The following is an 18051-nucleotide window of genomic DNA, read 5'->3' on the forward strand; positions in this document are numbered from 1 at the left end:
CGCGATTCGTAATGCCTTGGGTATCAATCAATACTCTCTAAGCAAATCAATCGATGCGCTTGGAAACAAGGAATAACAATGTTCGAAAAACCAGTTGTTAAAACGTTCCAGTACGGTAACCACACAGTTACTCTAGAAACTGGCGTTATCGCACGTCAAGCTACGGCTGCAGTAATGGTTACTATGGACGATACAGCAGTATTTGTTTCTGTAGTTGGTAAAAAAGAAGCGGTTGAAGGTCAAGACTTCTTCCCTCTAACAGTTAACTACCAAGAGCGTACTTACGCAGCAGGTAAAATCCCTGGTGGTTTCTTCAAGCGTGAAGGTCGTCCTTCTGAAGGCGAAACGCTAACGGCTCGTCTAATCGACCGTCCAATCCGTCCTCTATTCCCAGATGCATTCAAAAACGAAGTACAAGTTATTGCAACAGTAGTATCTGTGAACCCAGACGTTCAACCAGACATCCCAACAATGATTGGTACGTCTGCTGCGCTAGCTATCTCTGGTATTCCGTTCAACGGTCCTATCGGTGCTGCGCGTGTTGGTCACATCGACGGTCAACTAGTACTTAACCCAAGCAACACTGAGCTAGAAACATCTAAACTAGACCTAGTTGTTGCAGGTACTGAATCTGCAGTACTAATGGTTGAATCAGAAGCTGACAACCTAACTGAAGAAGAAATGCTATCTGCTGTTGTATTCGGTCACGATCAACAACAAGCTGTGATCAAAGCAATCAACGAATTCAAAGCTGAAGTTGCTACTCCTGCTTGGGATTGGGTTGCTCCAGCAGAGAACACTGCGCTTGTAACTAAGATTGCTGAACTTGCTGAAGCAAAACTGGTTGAAGCTTACCAAATCACAGAGAAGATGGCTCGTTACGACCGCATCCACGAGATCGCTGGTGAAGTTAACGAAGTGCTGCTTGCTGAAGATCCAGAAGCAAACACAAAAGAAATCCACACTATCTTCCACGATCTAGAGAAGACAGTTGTACGTCGCAGCATCATCGCTGGTAACCCACGTATCGACGGTCGTGAAAAAGACATGGTTCGTGCGCTTGACGTACGTACTGGTGTTCTTCCTCGTACTCACGGTTCTTCACTATTTACTCGTGGTGAAACTCAGGCGCTAGTAACTGCGACTCTAGGTACGCAGCGTGACGCTCAAATCATCGATGAGCTAACAGGTGAGCGTAAAGATCACTTCCTACTACACTACAACTTCCCTCCATACTGTGTTGGTGAAACTGGTTTTGTAGGTTCTCCTAAGCGTCGTGAAATCGGTCACGGTAAACTGGCTAAACGCGGTATCGCAGCAGTAATGCCTTCTGTTGATGAGTTCCCATACACAGTACGTGTTGTATCGGAAATCACAGAATCTAACGGTTCTTCTTCAATGGCTTCTGTATGTGGTACTTCTCTTGCTCTTATGGACGCAGGTGTGCCAATCAAGTCTTCTGTTGCGGGTATCGCAATGGGTCTTGTTAAAGAAGGCGACGACTTCGTTGTTCTTTCTGACATCCTTGGTGACGAAGACCACCTAGGTGACATGGACTTTAAAGTAGCAGGTACTAACACTGGTATCACTGCACTTCAAATGGACATCAAGATCGAAGGTATCACTAAAGAGATCATGCAAATTGCGCTTAACCAAGCTCAAGGTGCACGTAAGCACATCCTATCTGTAATGGATGAAGCTATCTCTGGTGCTCGTGAAGACATCTCTGAATTCGCTCCTCGCATTCACACAATGAAGATCAGCGCAGAGAAGATCAAAGACGTTATCGGTAAAGGTGGTGCAGTTATCCGTGCTCTAACTGAAGAGACTGGTACAACTATCGAAATCGAAGACGACGGTACTATCAAGATTGCAGCAACTGAAGGTGCAGCAGCGAAAGAAGCTATCCGCCGTATCGAAGAGATCACTGCTGAAGTTGAAGTAGGCCGTATCTACACTGGTAAAGTTGCACGTCTAGCTGACTTTGGTGCATTCGTAACGGTTCTTCCTGGTAAAGATGGTCTAGTGCACATCTCTCAAATCGCTGAAAAACGCGTTGAGAAAGTGTCTGACTACCTAACTGAAGGTCAAGAAGTTCAAGTTAAAGTTCTTGAAATTGACCGTCAAGGCCGTGTACGTCTAAGTATGAAAGAAGCAGTAGAGAAGCCAGCAGAAGAAGCAAACGACGCTTCTGAAGCAAAAGGCGAGTAATCTAAGTTTCGACTTTTGGTCTTTTATTAGCTTAAGAGCCTGAAAGCATGCTATAAAAGGGGAGCATTTTCGCTCCCCTTTTTTTTGGCCTGTTTCACCAATTATCGCCTCAAGCGAAGTTAACTAGCCTATAGTGCATAAAGAGAAACAGACCCAGAGCGGTCCAAACAGGAGTACCAATTAGTGAAATGGTTTCAAACCGCAAGTTTATGTGTTGCTATCGCGCTGACCGGTTGTGCTAATACCTCTCAACAATCGGCACAACAGTGGATCTACCCTCCGATGGCGGTACCGCTACAACCAAGCGTGCAACAAGAAGTTCAGATTGCGCGCCTTTCCCAGCTTTTACAGCGTCCAGACCTGAGTGATGAAGTTCGCGCTAAGATGCATTACGAGCGTGGTAACTACTACGACAGTGTTGGCCTGCGCGATCTTGCTCGTTTGGACTTCAATCAGTCTCTACAACTGAATCCAGCTCAACCAGATATCTTTAACCTACTAGGCGTGTATTTCACTCAAGTTGGCGAGTTTGATGCGGCTTACGAAGCGTTCGATTCGACATTAGAGCTAGCACCAGAGAATTCATACGCAGAGCGTAACCGAGCGATAGCGCTTTACTACGGTGGTCGTATCGATCTGGCTCTGGAAGACATGACTAAGCATTATGAAGAAATGCCGAGTGACCCGTTCCGTGCACTATGGCTTTACATCATCGAAGCAGAGCAAAACCCTGAGCAAGCGAAAGCGAACCTAGAGAAGCGTTACCAGCGCGACCGAAGTGAAGAGTGGGGCTGGGTTCTGGTTGCCATCATGCTGCGTGACGTGTCTGATGATGCCGCACTAAAAGCTATCATGGATGGCACGCGTGAGAATTACCGCCTTGCTGAGCGTTTGACAGAAACTTACTTCTACCTTGGTAAGCGTTACCAACTCGAGGGTGATATTGCTGACGCGATCTCGTTGTACAAGCTGGCGATCTCTTTCAACGTTTATGAATACGTAGAGCACCGTTACTCTTTCTTGGAGTTGGCGCAAATCTACGATCAGTTGCAGCAAGAACAACTTGCTAAGCTCAAAGCCGAGCAAGAGCAACAAGAAGAAAAATAACCATGAGCCGCTCAATCAGAGCGGCTTTTTTGTGCTTGAAGAATTTGGATGGCTTCACTAAAATAGTTAGCCTTGCTAACTAAATGGGCAAAGCATAATGGCATTAGAAAAAAGCCTGATTGATTTAGAACGCTTTTGTGCCAAAGCGTGGCGTGTTTATGCCAAAGAAGATCCACTTTCGCACCTGAGTTTTAATGAGTTTGATTACTTGCGAGTGATTCAACTGCACCCAGAAGGTGTACGCATTACCGACTTAGCGGAAGAGCTTCAAGTTACCAAACCTTCGGCTTCAAATATGGTGGTTCGTTTGGAGAAAAAAGGCTTGGTAAGGCGCATTGCTTGTAACGAAGATGCTCGCTCTAAACGTGTGCTATTAACGGAAGAAGTGATAGCTGAAATGTCTTTGGAACAAGTGGTGTATAAAGATATTTCACAGCAGCTTATGCGTAAGTTGGATGCGAAAGAAGCACAGCAATTGAAAGCGCTATTAGATAAAGCGCTCGGAAACTAAACCTATTTTTATTCTTTTATCAATTTAGTTAGCTTTGCTAACTATTGGTGGTAGTCATGCAAAACTCTATTTATAAACAGTTTTGGAAATACACAATTCCGACCGTCGCAGCCATGCTGGTTAACGGCTTGTATCAAGTGGTGGATGGTATCTTTATCGGTCGGTATGTCGGTGCTGACGGATTAGCGGGGATCAACGTTGCTTGGCCAATTATCGGCTCGATACTCGGTATCGGTATGATGGTGGGTGTAGGTACGGGCGCACTCGCCTCTATCAAACAAGGTGAAAAAGACAGTGAGGGCGCGAAACGCATTCTCTCAACTGGTCTATTGCTTTTAGTCGCTCTGATGCCAATAGTGGCGACAACCTTGTTGTTCTTCGCCGATGACTTTATTCGCTGGCAGGGCGCTGAAGGTCGTGTTTACGAGCTTGGTTTGCAGTACCTGCATATCCTGAGTGTCGCGTGTGTGTTCTCGCTGGGCTCGATTGCAGTGCCGTTTTTGCTGCGTAATGATGATAGCCCTAACTTAGCCACCATCTTGATGGTGATCGGCGCGGTAATCAATATCGTGCTCGACTATATCTTTATCGCTTGGCTTGGCTGGGAGCTTACCGGTGCTGCAATTGCTACCGCTCTGGCGCAGATGGTTGTGACGATTTTGGGTGTGGGGTACTTCTTTACTTCCAGAGCCAACATGCGCTTGTCTTTCAGCGATTTGAAGATGCAGTTTGATGTCATTCCTAAGATTGTCATGATAGGCACGTCTAGCTTCTTTATGTACGCTTATGGCTCAATGATGGTCGCACTGCATAACGTGCTGTTTGCCCAGTACGGCAGTGCGTTGTTGATTGGTGCTTACGCCATCTTAGGCTATATCGTGACGGTCTACTACTTGATCGCAGAAGGCATCGCTAATGGTATGCAGCCTTTGGTGAGCTATAACCACGGTGCACGCAATCAAGACAATATTCGTAAGCTATTGAAGGTCGCAATGGGCACGTCAGTGCTCGGTGGTGTCGCGTTTGTTATTCTGATGAACATCTTCCCATACGAGTTTGTCTCGGTGTTCAACAACGCAGACCAACATCTGATTGATGCGACGGTGGTCGGTATCCGTCTACACATGTTTGCGCTGTTCTTAGATGGCTTCTTGGTGGTTGCGGCGGCGTACTACCAATCGGTAAACAAAGGCAGTAAAGCGATGTTTGTGACCATTGGTAATATGGTGATTCAATTACCGTTCTTGTTCATCATGCCGAAGCTGTTGGGTGTGACGGGTATTTGGATTGCATTTCCATTGTCTAACATCGCCTTGAGTCTGGTCGTGATGACAATGTTGTGGCGTGATATTAAGAAGATAATGAATGAGAGTTCTCCAGCGCCGAGTGTTCAAGTCTCTTAACCGAATATTAATACGAAAAAGCGAGGTCAGTACCTCGCTTTTTTATTGGCTTGAAACCCAGAGAAAGGCTTAGATGTTTTTCACCTCTAAGCCAGCAAGTTGATGCCAGTAACCGTTACATTGGCGGTCTTGGATCTTGCCTGGGTTGGTGCCTTTCTCATTGGAGCGGAACTGGTCTAGCTCAGAGAAGGTGCTAAGACCGAGTGGACTCAAACGTACCACGTCAACCAGACCTTCCATGCTTGGCAGATCGTTGATCAGGTTGTAGCAGTAACCAGACTGAGTTTGGATACCGTTGAGGTTAAATACTTCCTGACCTTCTTGGCTGCTTACTTGGATACCTGTTGGGTATTTAATACAGCAAGTTTCGCAATCATCTTTAGCTTTGTTTTCTGCACGAGCGGTAAAGCAGCGCGCCGAGTAAGCCAGTGGCAGATAACCGTGGCTGAAAACTTCCACTTCAAACTTATTGCGAATGCCAAGTTCATCACATTGAAGCAAGGTATTACTAAGCCATTCACGAGACAGCTCTACAGGCATACACCAGCGGATCATGCCTTGCTTTAGGAACAAGTTAAGCGTGTGCGCGTTGTAAGTGTTAACCGCTGGGCCAACGACGAAAGGCACTTTGTGCTCAGAAGCCAGTTGAACCGCAGACACATCGTTGGCTTCAATCGCGAAGTCACCGTTGTCGATGTACTTCTTCATGATGTTCACTTCACTTGGCGCTTCTAATAACGCCATCGTGGAAAGCACGACTTGTTTGCCAGCCGCAGAGAGTTCTTTCGCGATATCAAACCAATGTGCAGGCTTCATTTCACGACGTTTTGAACATACGGTCTCACCAAGGTAGATGATGTCCGCAGAGCTTGATTTCGCTTGTTCATAAAATGCTTCAACGTCTTGCTTTGGCCAGAAGTACAACAACGGACCAAGTGCGTATTTCATTGAGTTATCCATCTTAACCTCTACTGCCATTTACGGTGGTAAGCACCAAGTGTGGTTTGCGTACCTTCAGACACGTTTGCCAACGCTGCATCCCAAGCTGCTTCTACTTGGTAAGCCTCTGGATTTGCTTGGTAACGATCAATCGCTGCACGCCACGTGCGCGTTACTTGTTCTACGTAAGCAGGGCTACGTTGGCGACCTTCAATTTTTACGGAAGCGACATTGGCAGCAAACAGCTCAGGCAACATAGAAAGGGTGTTCAAACTGGTTGGCTCTTCCAGTGCGTGGTAGCGTTTTTTCTCGCCTTCAATTTCAGCTTCGAAACGACCTTTACACAAGGTTGGGTAGCCCGCGTTTTCACCAGCGCTGTAGCGATCGATCAGGATGTCGTTAAGACGAGATTCCAGCCCGTTTTCTGTTTCTTGCCAGCGAACGTATTTTGCCGGAGAACACGCACCAACGGTGTTTGGTGATTCGCCAGTCATGTACGAAGACAGGTAGCAACGACCTTCTGACATGATGCACAGGCTACCAAAAGCAAAGACTTCGAGCTCGACATCGCTAGTGATGTTGCGAGAAAGCTGTTTTACCTGATGGATAGACAGTACGCGAGGCAGTACAACACGTTTGACGTTGAAGTTTTGCTTGTAGAAATCTACCGCAGCAACGTTGGTCGCTGATGCCTGTACAGAAAGGTGTAGTTCGAGCTCTGGGTATTTGCGAGCAGCGTACTCAAGTACCGCAATGTCAGCCACGATCAGTGCATCGACACCCAGTGCCGCAGCGTTGTCGACAGCGTTTGTCCAACGTTCAAAACCATTTGGGTGGGCAAAAGTGTTAAGCGCAACGTGGATCTTTTTGTTGCGGTCATGAACGTATTGCACCGCTTTTTCTAGCTTCTTGCCGTTGAAGTTCAGGCCAGCAAAGTGACGAGCGTTGGTATCGTCTTTAAAGCCGATGTATACGGCGTCTGCACCGCAATCAATCGCGGTTTTTAGCGCAGGCAAGTTACCCGCGGGACACAAGAGTTCCATATGCTCACAATCATAGAGAATAAAAAGGTGCCCGCATTTTATGAAGAATTATGAATAGCGAAATTGACCTAAGTTAGGTTTAGCGCAATAAAGTTGAGATTTACCCCTTGAGAGTAAGGGGTAACACTCAGATTTTGTTGCAGTTGAGATCAGTTCTTATGACGGCGGTTTTGCGCAAACAACTCTTCCACTTCGTGTTTAGGTTGAGGACGGTAGAAATGGAAGCCCTGAATCGAGTTACATTGCAGGTTCGAGAGCAGTGTTGCTTGCTGGTGGGTTTCCACACCTTCGGCAACAACCGTCAAATCCAATGATTTACCAAGGTTGATGATATTCTCAATCACTGTTACCTGTTTCGGTAGGGCATCGATGTCGTTGATAAACGCGCGGTCGATTTTTAATTCATCGATAGGGAAGCGTGCTAAGTAGGAAAGGGAAGAGTAACCAGTACCGAAGTCATCGATAGACAATGCGAAACCAAGCTTCTTGATCGCATTAAGCATTTGCAGCGTGTGTTCGCTGTCGCTCATTACCGCACTTTCTGTTAGCTCGAAGGTAATGCAGCTTGGGTCAAGTTCGGTGGTGCGCAGTAGCTTCTCCATGTAGTCGATCAGCTGTGGGTTGCCAAACTGTTCTGGAGAGAGGTTGATCGCTACGCGTCCAGGTAGAATGCCTTGCAGTTTCCAGCGTTTTACTGTGTTAAACACATCACGCATTACCACGCGACCAAGGTGTTCAATCAAGCCTGCACGCTCAGCTACAGGGATAAATGCCCCCGGGCTAATGTAACCTTCGACCGGATGCTTCCAACGTACTAGCGCTTCGGCTCCGTTAATGCTGAAGTCGCGGGCGTTAACTTTTGGTTGGTACCATACTTCCAAGCCGTTTTGCTGCAACGCTTTTTGTAGCTCGATCTCTAACCACAAACGCATACGCGCTTCTTTGTTCATCTGATCGTTAAATTTAATCAGGCGGTTCCGACCACGGTCTTTTGCTTCGTACATCGCGGTGTCAGCGTTTTGCAGCAGAATGCGCGCGTCTTGCCCGTCTTCTGGGTAACGCACGCTACCGATAGAACACGCAAGGCGTTTACTGAAATGATGCAGATCGAAAGGTTGGTTAATCAGAGAAATAATGCGTTCAGAGAGGATCTCCGCCATGCGAGTGTTTTCTGGCTCAGGCAGGATAATGCCAAATTCGTCGCCACCCAAGTGACCAATGATGGCTTGATTAGGTAAAGAACGTTTTAGGCGGGCGGAGACTTCTTGAATCACTTTGTCACCGATGTGATGGCCTAGTGAGTCGTTAATGTTCTTAAAGTTATCGATGTCGAGGTAGAAAACCAGCAGCGGTGTCTGACTCTTGATGAGTTGTTCTAGTCGCTTGGTAAAGCCAAAGCGGTTATACAGTTTAGTTAGCGAATCGATGTGCGCGTCTTCGTTGGAGTTGGAAGAGAGCAGCTTGGGCGCATCGTCGGCGTCTTGAATCAAAATGATTTGAGACTCACTACCGAGAATCGCCGTAGTATCGGCATGTAACTGTACTTTCCGTTCGAACCCACAACGCGCGCTAGTCAGACACACGAAAGGTTTTTCAGAAAGCAGCGTACTGATGCGATGGGTGAAGACTTTTTTGCTGTTTTCATCGATAAACAGCCGAGTCAGCTCTTCACCAAGTAGCTCATGTGGTGAATTCAACCCGAGTAAACGTGCGGAGGCTGGGTTGGCAGAAATTATGATGTCATCTTCCACCAATAACAAACCGTCAGGTAGAAGTTGAGTTAACTTGGCAAATTTGCTTTCTGACTCTTCTAACGAGCGAACCAGAATTTGTTTTTCAGACGTATCGATGGCATGGAAAACCACGAAGCGGATTTCGTTTTCTTCATGAACCGGAGAAAGGCTGAAGTGAAGGCTGGTTTCAAGGTCGGTCTCGTCTAGCGTGATTTCTGCTTCAACATGATCGCCTTTGAACGCGCGTTGGTAGTAGGGCGTGAGCTTTTTGTAGAACTGCTCTCCCAGTACTTGGCTGTCGTTTAGACCAACGATGTCGTCGTGTCTTAAGCCTGCAATGTCACAATAGCGATCACTCACCATTCGATAATTGTGTTTATTATCAAGAATGGCAAAAAAGAATGGGCTATTTGAGGTAAGCGTTGCAAACCAATGTTGTAATTGCTGGGAAGGCATTAAGGTGTTACCGATCTCCAATGAGCCTGATTATTCGTCCGTGTAATAAAAACGCTATTTTGATAACTATAACTTTGAACATACCGTTATTAAAGCGTTTATCCACGACTTAGCGTCAATAATACACGTAAGGTCAAAAAAACGACGCTTGAGTGAGAAAAACTGCCTACTTCTAAAACAAACAGATTTATTGATACATAACAGGTACTGGTATTACGCTATTGCGTAATATAGGCGACCTTATGACAAAGTAACGGATAATTAGCGTGTTAAACAAGATTCGCAGTCAACTAGTAAAGAACGCAGCATCAATTTTGCGATCTCCAGTCCAGTTATTGCCACAAACTGTTCAGAAAAAAGCCTTGTTAGAAGGTTTGAAAATGGTATTTAAAGAAGCGCTTGAAGATGGCGATTTTGAATTCCTTGAAGATAAGTGGCTGAAAGTTGCGATTAAAGACTTGAACTTAGCATGGTATATCAGCTACCAAGACGAAAAATTAGTGGTAGCAGAGAAACCGGTTCAGGAAGATGTGAGTTTTAGTGGTAACCTTAACGACCTAGTACTTATTGCTGGTCGTAAAGAAGACCCTGATACACTGTTCTTCCAACGTCGTCTTTCTATTGAAGGCGACACTGAGCTAGGCTTAGAAGTGAAAAACCTGATGGACAGTGTCGACTTAGAGCAGTTACCAAAAGCGATGCAAGTAGCACTGAACCAATTGGCTGACTTTGTTCAGAAAGGGGTTCAAGCGCCTGCACAAGAAACCGGAGTAGCGAATGCTTATTCGAACTGAAGCCCCTGCGGACATTCTCACCATTGACCGCTTATTAAAACATGCCTTCCCAACAGAAGCGGAAGCCAACTTAGTGATGCGTTTACGTGAAAACGGTAAGCTCACTTTGTCTTTGGTGGCATGCACCGATGAAGGTGAAGTGGTTGGTCATGCGCTGTTTAGCCCTGTGACGTTGAATGGTGAAGATTTGTCGTGGCAAGGTCTTGCGCCTTTGGCTGTACATGAAGATTACCGTCGTCAAGGCATTGCAGCCGAGTTGATCAAAGAAGGCTTTGATTCACTGCGTGATTTTGGTTACCCAGTGTGTGTGGTGTTGGGCGATCCTGACTACTACGGGCGTCAAGGTTTTAGAGCCAGCGAAGAGATGGGCTTCGATTGTGCGTGGGAAGTACCACAAGGTGCATTTCGCGTCGCAGAATTGGTGGAAGGGCAATGTGACGGACGCTCTGGTCGCATCGATTATTCACCAGAGTTCTCTGAGCTATAATCGCTAAATTGAATGACAAAGCCCGCTGTAAAAAGCGGGCTTTGTTTTTGAGCGGGCTACTTTTCAGTCGTCAATAGGAAAGCGGTTTAATCCTGCTCTTTAACGCGCTTCTTACCCCAGATTTCGATTTTTGCTTTTTTGCTCATACCAGCGGCATTCAGTGTCATGTTGCCCCAGCTTTTGTATTCCATCTCTAGACGTTTGAACTTCGCGTCTTCAGAACCTGGTAATGTCCAAGCGCGTGTCGACATGCCTTTTGTCAGAGTTCCAACCATAGTTTTGAGCTTTTTCTCACTGCCGTCGGTCATGGTCACTTTCATGTTCTTAATGCTCATGGTGCCTTGAGTGCACTTGATTTTGATCTTGCTGAACTGACGATTCTTAAACAGACCGTTTGGTTCTACTGTGTCGGTTTCAGTTTGGAAGTTCACGGTTTTTTCGGCGATCAGCTCCCAACCATCGTTGCTATCCTTAGCGAAAGTGGTAAAGCTGGTGGTTGCGATAAGTAACGTAATAGCGAGTGATTGGAAAAGCTTCATAACACCTCTGACTTTAAAAGCGAAATTTTGATAGGATTGCCTCGTTCAAATAGGTGACAAAAGATGTCAATTAACGAGAAACAATATTTACACGAAATGGGGATCAGCACTTGGGAGCTGAGTCACCCAGAAAGACTGGAAGGCTATCAATCGCCATTATTGGATTTGCAAAGTTCTTGTAAACTCCTATTGGTATCGCCAATGTGTCCAGAAAACGAGACAGCTTTAATGTTTGAGCGTGTATTAAAAAGCATTAAGCTCACGCTCGACGACGCTCTGCACCTAGAGCCTGAGCGCTTATCCATGCTGGGTGAGCATCAACTAGAATGGGTGTGGTTCGCAGGCTGTGAGGCAGATGCCAGCATTAATGCTAAGCAACTGACGTCACCGCTATTACAAGATATTGATGGCAACAACGAACAACGCCGCGCATTGTGGCAACAAATCTGTTCGTACTCTTAACGGAGCTAACGCGTGACAATTGAAATTACGCCTATGCGTGCTGAGCACCTCGACCAAGTTTGGCAGATCGAGCAGCAAGCGCATTCTCACCCTTGGGCAGAATCTTTGGTGCGTGACTTATCCAGTCGCGGCGCTTGCCATCATGTGATGCTGGAAGGTGCTAAAGTGGTTGGTTACTTCTACGGACAGAATATTGTCGGAGAAGTGACGCTATTAAATATTGCCATCGCGCCCTCTCAACAGGGGAAAGGGCTAGGGCAAAAATTGCTGGATGCATTTATCGAACACTGCGAGCAAGCGAAAGCAGAGAGCGCCTGGTTGGAAGTGCGTGAAAGTAACCACTCAGCTATCCATATTTATGAGCAAGCAGGCTTCAATGAGGTGGACCGTCGTTACAACTATTACCCTGCCAAAACGGGCAATGGTAAAGAGGACGCCATTATTATGAGTTACTTATTTTTGAGCTAATGTCAGTTGCCCTAAGATTTACGTATCTAGAGCCTTGGTAAAGCCAAGGCTTTTTTATGTCTAAAACCTCGCCTTGTCACAGTTATATCTTCTGATTATCCGTTTTTGTTCGCGTTATTATCTTTGAAGTTATAGATTTATAAATAATATGAAACCAGTCTGATTTATCTAGGGAGGGATAATTGACGAAGCCGTATCCGCGAACATTTAACACTCCCGTCGCGCAGTTATTTGAAGAGCAGAGTCGGGGGACCGTCCTTAAAGTTTTAATGCTGGTCTCTTTTCTTACGTTTGTGCCTTTAGGTATCAAAAATCTGTGGATTGGAGAGACTTTTCTCGGCTGTGTCCTGCTGACCTTTCAGCTAAGTTTTATCATTGAGTTCGCCTCACTACTGACATCAGGGCAAAGCAAAATTGGCTACCGCATTCCACTGTGTTTACTCTGGTTATCGGTGGTATTGAGCGTGCACATATTTGGCATTATAGCGACATACTGGGTCTTTCCTGTGATTGTTGCCTTGGTGTTTGTTATCCCGACTAAGGATGCGTTATTGACCAACGGTGCAATCATCACTGGATGCGCTCTCTCTGCTTGGCATCAGCTAGAGTGGAGTATCACTTTGCGCTTTGTTCTTGCCGTGATTTGTTGCGTTGTGGTCGCGCATGTTGCGGTGCACAAAATTGTAGAGTTGCAAAAGAGCTTAACGTTTCTCTCTACACGAGATTCGATGACAGGGGCATTGAATCGTGGGCAGTTAGAGGCGTTTTTGCAACGAGCATTAGAGGACAAGCGCTTAGGGAAAGCGTCGACGATCGCCGTGATTGATATCGATCATTTTAAACAGGTGAATGATCTGTATGGGCACGATGTGGGTGATGAAGTCATTAATCAAACCGTAGCGATTCTCAATGACTATTCCCGTGAGTACGACTTATTGTTTCGCTTAGGTGGGGATGAGTTTCTACTCTTGTTTGAAGGGCTTTCTGAGCAAACGGCGCAATTTATGATGAGCAACATCTGTGACAAGGTACGTTCAAAACATTTTGCACGTTATGCACATGTCTCACTCAGTGTTGGCGTGGCTGAATGCTTATTAGAAGACGATACCCCTGATCTTTGGCTAAAACGCGCTGATATTGCTTTGTATGATGCAAAGCAAAATGGACGGGACCAAGTTGTAGTGGCGTCAATAGCTTTTCGCAAATCGGAAGCATTGGATTGGCAGGATGAGGTCCAGCAGCGTAGCTTACTCTAAACATGCTAGGAAAGTTGCCCCTAAAGCAATAATAAGCGAGAATACCGCGCAATATTGAATTGAATAAAGCTTGTTTGAATTTTGAGCAAGCCATCAGACATCAAAGAAGACCAGTTTCATGTCAAATACACCTTTTCTAGGCGAAGTTTCTAAGCGTAGAACGTTCGCTATTATTTCTCACCCGGATGCGGGTAAAACCACCATTACTGAAAAAGTACTGTTATTCGGAAACGCGATCCAAAAAGCAGGTACGGTTAAAGGTCGTGGTAACGCACAGCACGCAAAATCAGACTGGATGGAAATGGAAAAGGAACGTGGTATCTCGGTTACTACTTCTGTAATGCAGTTCCCTTACAACGATTGTCTGGTAAACCTACTTGATACTCCTGGACACGAAGACTTCTCGGAAGATACTTACCGTACTCTAACGGCGGTTGACTCATGTCTAATGGTTATCGATGCGGCGAAAGGTGTCGAGGATCGTACTCGTAAGCTGATGGAAGTAACGCGTCTGCGTGACACACCAATCGTAACCTTCATGAACAAACTTGACCGTGACGTTCGTGATCCAATGGAAGTATTGGACGAAGTAGAAAACGAACTTGGCATGATGTGTGCGCCAATTACGTGGCCAATCGGCTGTGGTAAAGAGTTTAAAGGCGTTTACCATATTCACCGTGACGAAACGATTCTGTACGAATCTGGCCACGGTCACGAGATCCAAGAAGTTCGCATTATCAAAGGTCTAGACAACCCAGAGCTTGATGAGAAAGTGGGTGAGAGCTTAGCAGCCAGCGTTCGTGAAGAGCTTGAACTTGTGATGGGCGCTTGTCCTGAATTTGATCATGACGCTTTCCTTACTGGTGAACTAACGCCAGTTTACTTCGGTACAGCACTAGGTAACTTTGGTGTTGACCACATGCTAGATGGCTTAACTGAGTGGGCGCCAGCGCCGAAAACTCGTCAAGCGGTAGAGCGTGATGTGGAAGCGACAGAAGACAAGTTCTCAGGCTTCGTATTTAAGATCCAAGCAAACATGGATCCAAAACACCGTGACCGTATCGCATTCATGCGTATCGTATCGGGTACTTACACACAAGGCATGAAGATGAACCACGTTCGTCTTGGCAAGCAAGTAAGTATCTCAGATGCGGTTACCTTTATGGCGGGTGACCGTTCTCGTGCAGAACACGCTTACGCGGGTGACATCATTGGTCTACACAACCACGGTACTATCCAAATTGGTGATACGTTCACTCAAGGTGAAGCGCTGAAGTTCTCTGGTATTCCAAACTTTGCGCCAGAACTGTTCCGTCGTATTCGTCTAAAAGATCCATTGAAGCAGAAGCAGCTGCTGAAAGGTCTGGTTCAGCTTTCTGAAGAAGGTGCGGTACAGGTATTCCGTCCATTGCAAAACAACGACCTGATCGTAGGTGCGGTTGGTGTGCTTCAGTTTGACGTGGTTGTGGCTCGCTTGAAGTCAGAATACAACGTTGAAGCGATTTACGAAGGCGTAAACGTAGCAACCGCTCGTTGGGTTGAGTGTGGCGATGCGAAGAAACTGGACGAGTTCCAACGTAAGAACCAAACTAACCTAGCATTGGACGGTGGTGATAACCTAACGTACATCGCGCCAACTATGGTTAACCTAAACCTAGCGCAAGAGCGTTTCCCAGATATCGATTTCCGTGCGACTCGTGAGCACTAATCGAATCTAATTCGCTTTATCTCGCGTACTAGATCATAAGCCGCCGTTAGCTATACACTTAGCTAACGGCGGTTTTTTATTTGGCGCAGCGCGAATTTTATTAGCTAAAAAGGGTGTGTGATGAACTGGTTTAAGAAAGGACTTAAACGCTATGACGATTGGTGCAAAGAGATGGGGCTGACGCCTGATCAAAAGCGCAGTTGTGTACCGTATAAACAAGACCCGGTTCATGAAGACGAGCCTGCTAAAAAAGCAGAGCAAGAGAAAGCAAACAATGAAACTGTTTGATACCCACTGCCATTTTGACTTCGATGTCTTCCAAGATGACTTTGCACATCAAGTTGAGCTTGCGCGTGACCAAGGAGTTGAGCGTATCTTGATTCCTTCTGTCGGGCCGAGTAACTGGGCTCGTATTCAAGCGCTGGCCAATCAATACTCTCACCTTTATTACGCGTTGGGTTTTCATCCCTATTTTCTACAACCAGAGTTTGAGCAGTTTGCCCCAGAGCTGGAATCGTTACTTTCCTCGCCCAACCGACAATGCGTCGCGATAGGGGAGTGCGGTTTGGACTTCGCAATAGATGTGCCTGTCGAGCTTCAAGAGCAGGCGCTTGAATTGCAATTCGACCTGGCAAGACTGTTCGATCTGCCTGTTATTTTACACAGCCGAAAAGCACACAATCGTCTCATCCAACTAGTCAAAGCAGCCAAGCTTCCTAAAGGTGGTGTATTGCACGCGTTCTCTGGCAGTTATCAGCAAGCAATGGAATGGGTTCGATTAGGTTTTCTTATCGGAGTTGGGGGCACAATTACCTATCCACGAGCGAATAAAACTCGCGACACGATTCAAAGATTATCACTTGAGAATATCGTTTTAGAAACGGACGCTCCGGATATGCCTATACTTGGCTATCAGGGCGAGCCTAATCACCCTTCAAAACTGATTCATGTATTGAATGAGCTCTCTCTGTTGCATACAGAAAGCAAGCAATCGATTGCCTCTCAGCTATGGGAAAATAGCAATTCTGCCTTCTTTATATGTGAATAAAATCTAAAGATGGTGTTTAAAAGCGAAAACGTTTTCCTGCTTATTGTGAGATAACTCACAAATGGGAGTGAATCAATGATGAATCTTATAAGAAAGTGTGAGGGTGGCATTACTTTAATTGATTCTGCATGAGTATAATTGCCCCCGCTTTATAGCTCCATTTTGTAACACGCCAATAAATAACTTATAAGGAAGTCATAAACTATGAGCCTGTTTATGAGCCTAGTCGGTATGGTAGTGCTTCTTGCTATTGCATTTGCATTCTCATCTAACCGCAAAGCTATCAACTTTAGAACTGTGGGTGGCGCATTTGCTATCCAATTCATCCTTGGTGCATTTGTTCTTTACGTACCTTGGGGCCGTGATCTACTAAACGGTTTCTCTACTGGTGTTTCTAACGTTATCAACTACGGTAACGATGGTTCATCTTTCCTATTCGGTGGTCTTGTTTCTGACAAGATGTTCGAAGTATTCGGCGGCGGCGGCTTCATCTTCGCATTCCGCGTTCTTCCTACACTGATCTTCTTCTCTGCACTGATTTCAGTTCTTTACTACATTGGCGTAATGCAGTGGGTTATCAAGATTCTTGGTGGTGCACTACAAAAAGCGCTTGGCACTTCTCGTGCGGAATCAATGTCTGCAGCAGCTAACATTTTCGTAGGTCAAACTGAAGCACCTCTAGTTGTTCGTCCATTCGTACCAAAAATGACTCAATCTGAGCTATTCGCGGTAATGTGTGGTGGTCTAGCATCTGTAGCTGGTGGTGTACTAGCAGGTTACGCTTCAATGGGTGTTCCTCTAGAGTACCTAGTAGCTGCATCATTCATGGCAGCACCGGGTGGTCTACTATTCGCTAAGATTCTTCACCCAGAGACTGACCAGCCTCACGAAGACATCGAAGAAGCAATGGACGGTGGCGACGACAAGCCAGCTAACGTAATCGACGCAGCAGCGGGCGGTGCGGCTTCTGGTCTACAACTAGCACTAAACGTTGGTGCAATGCTAATCGCGTTCGTAGGTCTTATTGCTCTTATCAACGGTATGCTAGGTGGCATCGGTGGTTGGTTCGGTATGCCTGAACTAACACTAGAACTTATCCTAGGTTACGCGTTCTCTCCACTAGCATTCCTAATCGGTGTTCCATGGGACGAAGCAGTTGTTGCTGGTTCATTCATCGGTCAGAAACTAGTAATCAACGAATTCGTTGCATACTTGAACTTCACACCTTACCTAGGTGAAGGCGCTCAAGTTGTTGCAGCTACTGGTGAAGTAATGTCTGCTAAGACAACAGCTATCATCTCATTCGCACTATGTGGCTTCGCGAACCTTTCTTCTATCGCGATTCTACTTGGTGGTCTAGGTAGCCTTGCACCAAACCGTCGTTCAGATATCGCTCGCATGGGTATTAAAGCAGTTCTTGCTGGTACGTTGTCTAACCTAATGGCAGCGACTATCGCAGGCTTCTGCCTTAGCCTTGCAGCACTTTAATTAGAATCGGTTCTTAATATATAGACGCCGTTTTAAATCATGCCCTGTAGCAAGAGATTGCTGCGGGGCATTTTTCGTTTTTCAGGCCTGAAAATTTAACCGCTCGTATATTCTGCACGAAAGAGTTACGCAGTTGGTGGAATAGGGGCTGGAAAATTTTGAGATACAAACCGTTTGCGCTCTATTTGGTGCTACAGTTTTGCGGTGAAACTCTATAATGTAGTAATCACGAATTCGTGGTTATGATGACCACTTAATCACAGAGTGAATACTACATACTCGATGGGCAAATGAATTGCCCTGCAATATCAAATCTCACAAGCGTTTTATTGTTTGATGTGATATTAAAGACACCGCAATCATAGATTGTTGTGCCATAGGCCAAACTGGTACTGTGC

The 18051-nt window shown here is 45.9% G+C and carries 17 protein-coding genes; 13 read left to right on the plus strand and 4 right to left on the minus strand.

Going from position 1 to position 18051, the window contains the following annotated elements; translation table 11 throughout:
* Positions 1-78: 78 nt before the first annotated feature.
* The 4 genes from pnp (at position 79) to vmrA (ending at position 5232) form a co-directional block, all read left to right on the plus strand.
* Positions 79-2211, plus strand: coding sequence for a polyribonucleotide nucleotidyltransferase (gene pnp, locus GXP65_RS13390; protein ID WP_005530322.1), 2133 nt, complete (start codon positions 79-81; stop codon positions 2209-2211).
* A 183-nt stretch (positions 2212-2394) separates the two neighbouring features.
* Positions 2395-3318 (plus strand): lipoprotein NlpI, encoded by a 924-nt coding sequence (gene nlpI, locus GXP65_RS13395; RefSeq protein WP_038891085.1) that lies wholly within the window; start codon positions 2395-2397, stop codon positions 3316-3318.
* Positions 3319-3415: 97 nt separating this feature from the next.
* Positions 3416-3829 carry a MarR family transcriptional regulator gene (locus GXP65_RS13400; protein WP_005530319.1) on the plus strand — a complete coding sequence of 138 codons (414 nt, stop codon included), beginning with the start codon at positions 3416-3418 and terminating at the stop codon, positions 3827-3829.
* A 56-nt stretch (positions 3830-3885) separates the two neighbouring features.
* A complete protein-coding gene (gene vmrA / locus GXP65_RS13405; protein ID WP_162093027.1) occupies positions 3886-5232 on the plus strand; it encodes a sodium-coupled multidrug efflux MATE transporter VmrA in 1347 nt (448 codons plus the stop codon).
* A gap of 69 nt (positions 5233-5301) precedes the next feature.
* Here vmrA and GXP65_RS13410 read toward each other — a convergent pair whose 3' ends face one another.
* The 3 genes from GXP65_RS13410 to GXP65_RS13420 all read right to left on the minus strand — a co-directional run bounded on the left by GXP65_RS13410 (position 5302) and on the right by GXP65_RS13420 (position 9403).
* Positions 5302-6180, minus strand: a complete 879-nt coding sequence (locus GXP65_RS13410; protein WP_162093028.1) for a U32 family peptidase — start codon at positions 6178-6180, stop codon at positions 5302-5304.
* A gap of 20 nt (positions 6181-6200) precedes the next feature.
* On the minus strand, positions 6201-7214 hold the full coding sequence (locus GXP65_RS13415) for a U32 family peptidase (RefSeq protein ID WP_005431919.1): 1014 nt from the start codon (positions 7212-7214) through the stop codon (positions 6201-6203).
* A gap of 149 nt (positions 7215-7363) precedes the next feature.
* A complete protein-coding gene (locus tag GXP65_RS13420; RefSeq protein ID WP_162093029.1) occupies positions 7364-9403 on the minus strand; it encodes a bifunctional diguanylate cyclase/phosphodiesterase in 2040 nt (679 codons plus the stop codon).
* Between the two features lie 266 nt (positions 9404-9669).
* Between GXP65_RS13420 and GXP65_RS13425 the strand changes: the two genes are divergently transcribed.
* Entirely contained in the window at positions 9670-10197 is a 528-nt protein-coding gene (locus GXP65_RS13425) for an SCP2 domain-containing protein (protein WP_005431915.1), read from the plus strand.
* Complete coding sequence (locus GXP65_RS13430; protein WP_005431913.1) at positions 10181-10684, plus strand: N-acetyltransferase; 504 nt, start codon at positions 10181-10183, stop codon at positions 10682-10684. The genes GXP65_RS13425 and GXP65_RS13430 overlap by 17 nt, the downstream gene beginning before the upstream one ends.
* 86 nt (positions 10685-10770) lie before the next feature.
* Here the strand turns inward: GXP65_RS13430 and GXP65_RS13435 are convergent, their stop codons facing one another.
* Positions 10771-11223: a hypothetical protein gene (locus GXP65_RS13435; RefSeq protein ID WP_005431911.1), complete on the minus strand. Its 453-nt coding sequence runs from the start codon at positions 11221-11223 to the stop codon at positions 10771-10773.
* Between the two features lie 63 nt (positions 11224-11286).
* On the opposite strand from GXP65_RS13435, the gene GXP65_RS13440 reads away from it, so the two are divergent.
* The 7 genes from GXP65_RS13440 to GXP65_RS13470 all read left to right on the plus strand — a co-directional run bounded on the left by GXP65_RS13440 (position 11287) and on the right by GXP65_RS13470 (position 17653).
* Positions 11287-11685 carry a DNA polymerase III subunit psi gene (locus tag GXP65_RS13440; RefSeq protein ID WP_005431900.1) on the plus strand — a complete coding sequence of 133 codons (399 nt, stop codon included), beginning with the start codon at positions 11287-11289 and terminating at the stop codon, positions 11683-11685.
* Between the two features lie 12 nt (positions 11686-11697).
* Positions 11698-12153, plus strand: coding sequence for a ribosomal protein S18-alanine N-acetyltransferase (gene rimI, locus GXP65_RS13445; protein WP_081233485.1), 456 nt, complete (start codon positions 11698-11700; stop codon positions 12151-12153).
* A 182-nt stretch (positions 12154-12335) separates the two neighbouring features.
* Complete coding sequence (locus tag GXP65_RS13450; RefSeq protein WP_038891091.1) at positions 12336-13409, plus strand: GGDEF domain-containing protein; 1074 nt, start codon at positions 12336-12338, stop codon at positions 13407-13409.
* Positions 13410-13527: 118 nt separating this feature from the next.
* Positions 13528-15117, plus strand: coding sequence for a peptide chain release factor 3 (gene prfC / locus GXP65_RS13455; protein WP_162093030.1), 1590 nt, complete (start codon positions 13528-13530; stop codon positions 15115-15117).
* 120 nt (positions 15118-15237) lie between these two features.
* Complete coding sequence (locus tag GXP65_RS13460; RefSeq protein WP_158652499.1) at positions 15238-15405, plus strand: DUF5363 family protein; 168 nt, start codon at positions 15238-15240, stop codon at positions 15403-15405.
* On the plus strand, positions 15392-16165 hold the full coding sequence (locus GXP65_RS13465) for a TatD family hydrolase (protein WP_162093031.1): 774 nt from the start codon (positions 15392-15394) through the stop codon (positions 16163-16165). The genes GXP65_RS13460 and GXP65_RS13465 overlap by 14 nt, the downstream gene beginning before the upstream one ends.
* 204 nt (positions 16166-16369) lie before the next feature.
* Positions 16370-17653, plus strand: a complete 1284-nt coding sequence (locus GXP65_RS13470) for a NupC/NupG family nucleoside CNT transporter (RefSeq protein ID WP_012128806.1) — start codon at positions 16370-16372, stop codon at positions 17651-17653.
* The last annotated feature ends 398 nt before the right edge of the window (positions 17654-18051 follow it).

This window comes from Vibrio sp. LB10LO1 (genome assembly GCF_010092875.1).
Lineage (GTDB): Bacteria > Pseudomonadota > Gammaproteobacteria > Enterobacterales > Vibrionaceae > Vibrio > Vibrio campbellii.

Excerpts from the sequence above, each read along its gene's own strand:
- pnp (WP_005530322.1), top strand. The coding sequence starts at position 79 with ATGTTCGAAAAACCAGTTGTTAAAACGTTCCAGTACGGTAACCACACA.
- GXP65_RS13470 (WP_012128806.1), top strand. The coding sequence starts at position 16,370 with ATGAGCCTGTTTATGAGCCTAGTCGGTATGGTAGTGCTTCTTGCTATT.
- vmrA (WP_162093027.1), top strand. The coding sequence starts at position 3,886 with ATGCAAAACTCTATTTATAAACAGTTTTGGAAATACACAATTCCGACC.
- GXP65_RS13415 (WP_005431919.1), bottom strand. The coding sequence starts at position 7,214 with ATGGAACTCTTGTGTCCCGCGGGTAACTTGCCTGCGCTAAAAACCGCG.
- GXP65_RS13435 (WP_005431911.1), bottom strand. The coding sequence starts at position 11,223 with ATGAAGCTTTTCCAATCACTCGCTATTACGTTACTTATCGCAACCACC.
- GXP65_RS13460 (WP_158652499.1), top strand. The coding sequence starts at position 15,238 with ATGAACTGGTTTAAGAAAGGACTTAAACGCTATGACGATTGGTGCAAA.
- GXP65_RS13410 (WP_162093028.1), bottom strand. The coding sequence starts at position 6,180 with ATGAAATACGCACTTGGTCCGTTGTTGTACTTCTGGCCAAAGCAAGAC.
- GXP65_RS13420 (WP_162093029.1), bottom strand. The coding sequence starts at position 9,403 with ATGCCTTCCCAGCAATTACAACATTGGTTTGCAACGCTTACCTCAAAT.
- GXP65_RS13400 (WP_005530319.1), top strand. The coding sequence starts at position 3,416 with ATGGCATTAGAAAAAAGCCTGATTGATTTAGAACGCTTTTGTGCCAAA.
- GXP65_RS13430 (WP_005431913.1), top strand. The coding sequence starts at position 10,181 with ATGCTTATTCGAACTGAAGCCCCTGCGGACATTCTCACCATTGACCGC.
- GXP65_RS13440 (WP_005431900.1), top strand. The coding sequence starts at position 11,287 with ATGTCAATTAACGAGAAACAATATTTACACGAAATGGGGATCAGCACT.
- prfC (WP_162093030.1), top strand. The coding sequence starts at position 13,528 with ATGTCAAATACACCTTTTCTAGGCGAAGTTTCTAAGCGTAGAACGTTC.
- GXP65_RS13465 (WP_162093031.1), top strand. The coding sequence starts at position 15,392 with ATGAAACTGTTTGATACCCACTGCCATTTTGACTTCGATGTCTTCCAA.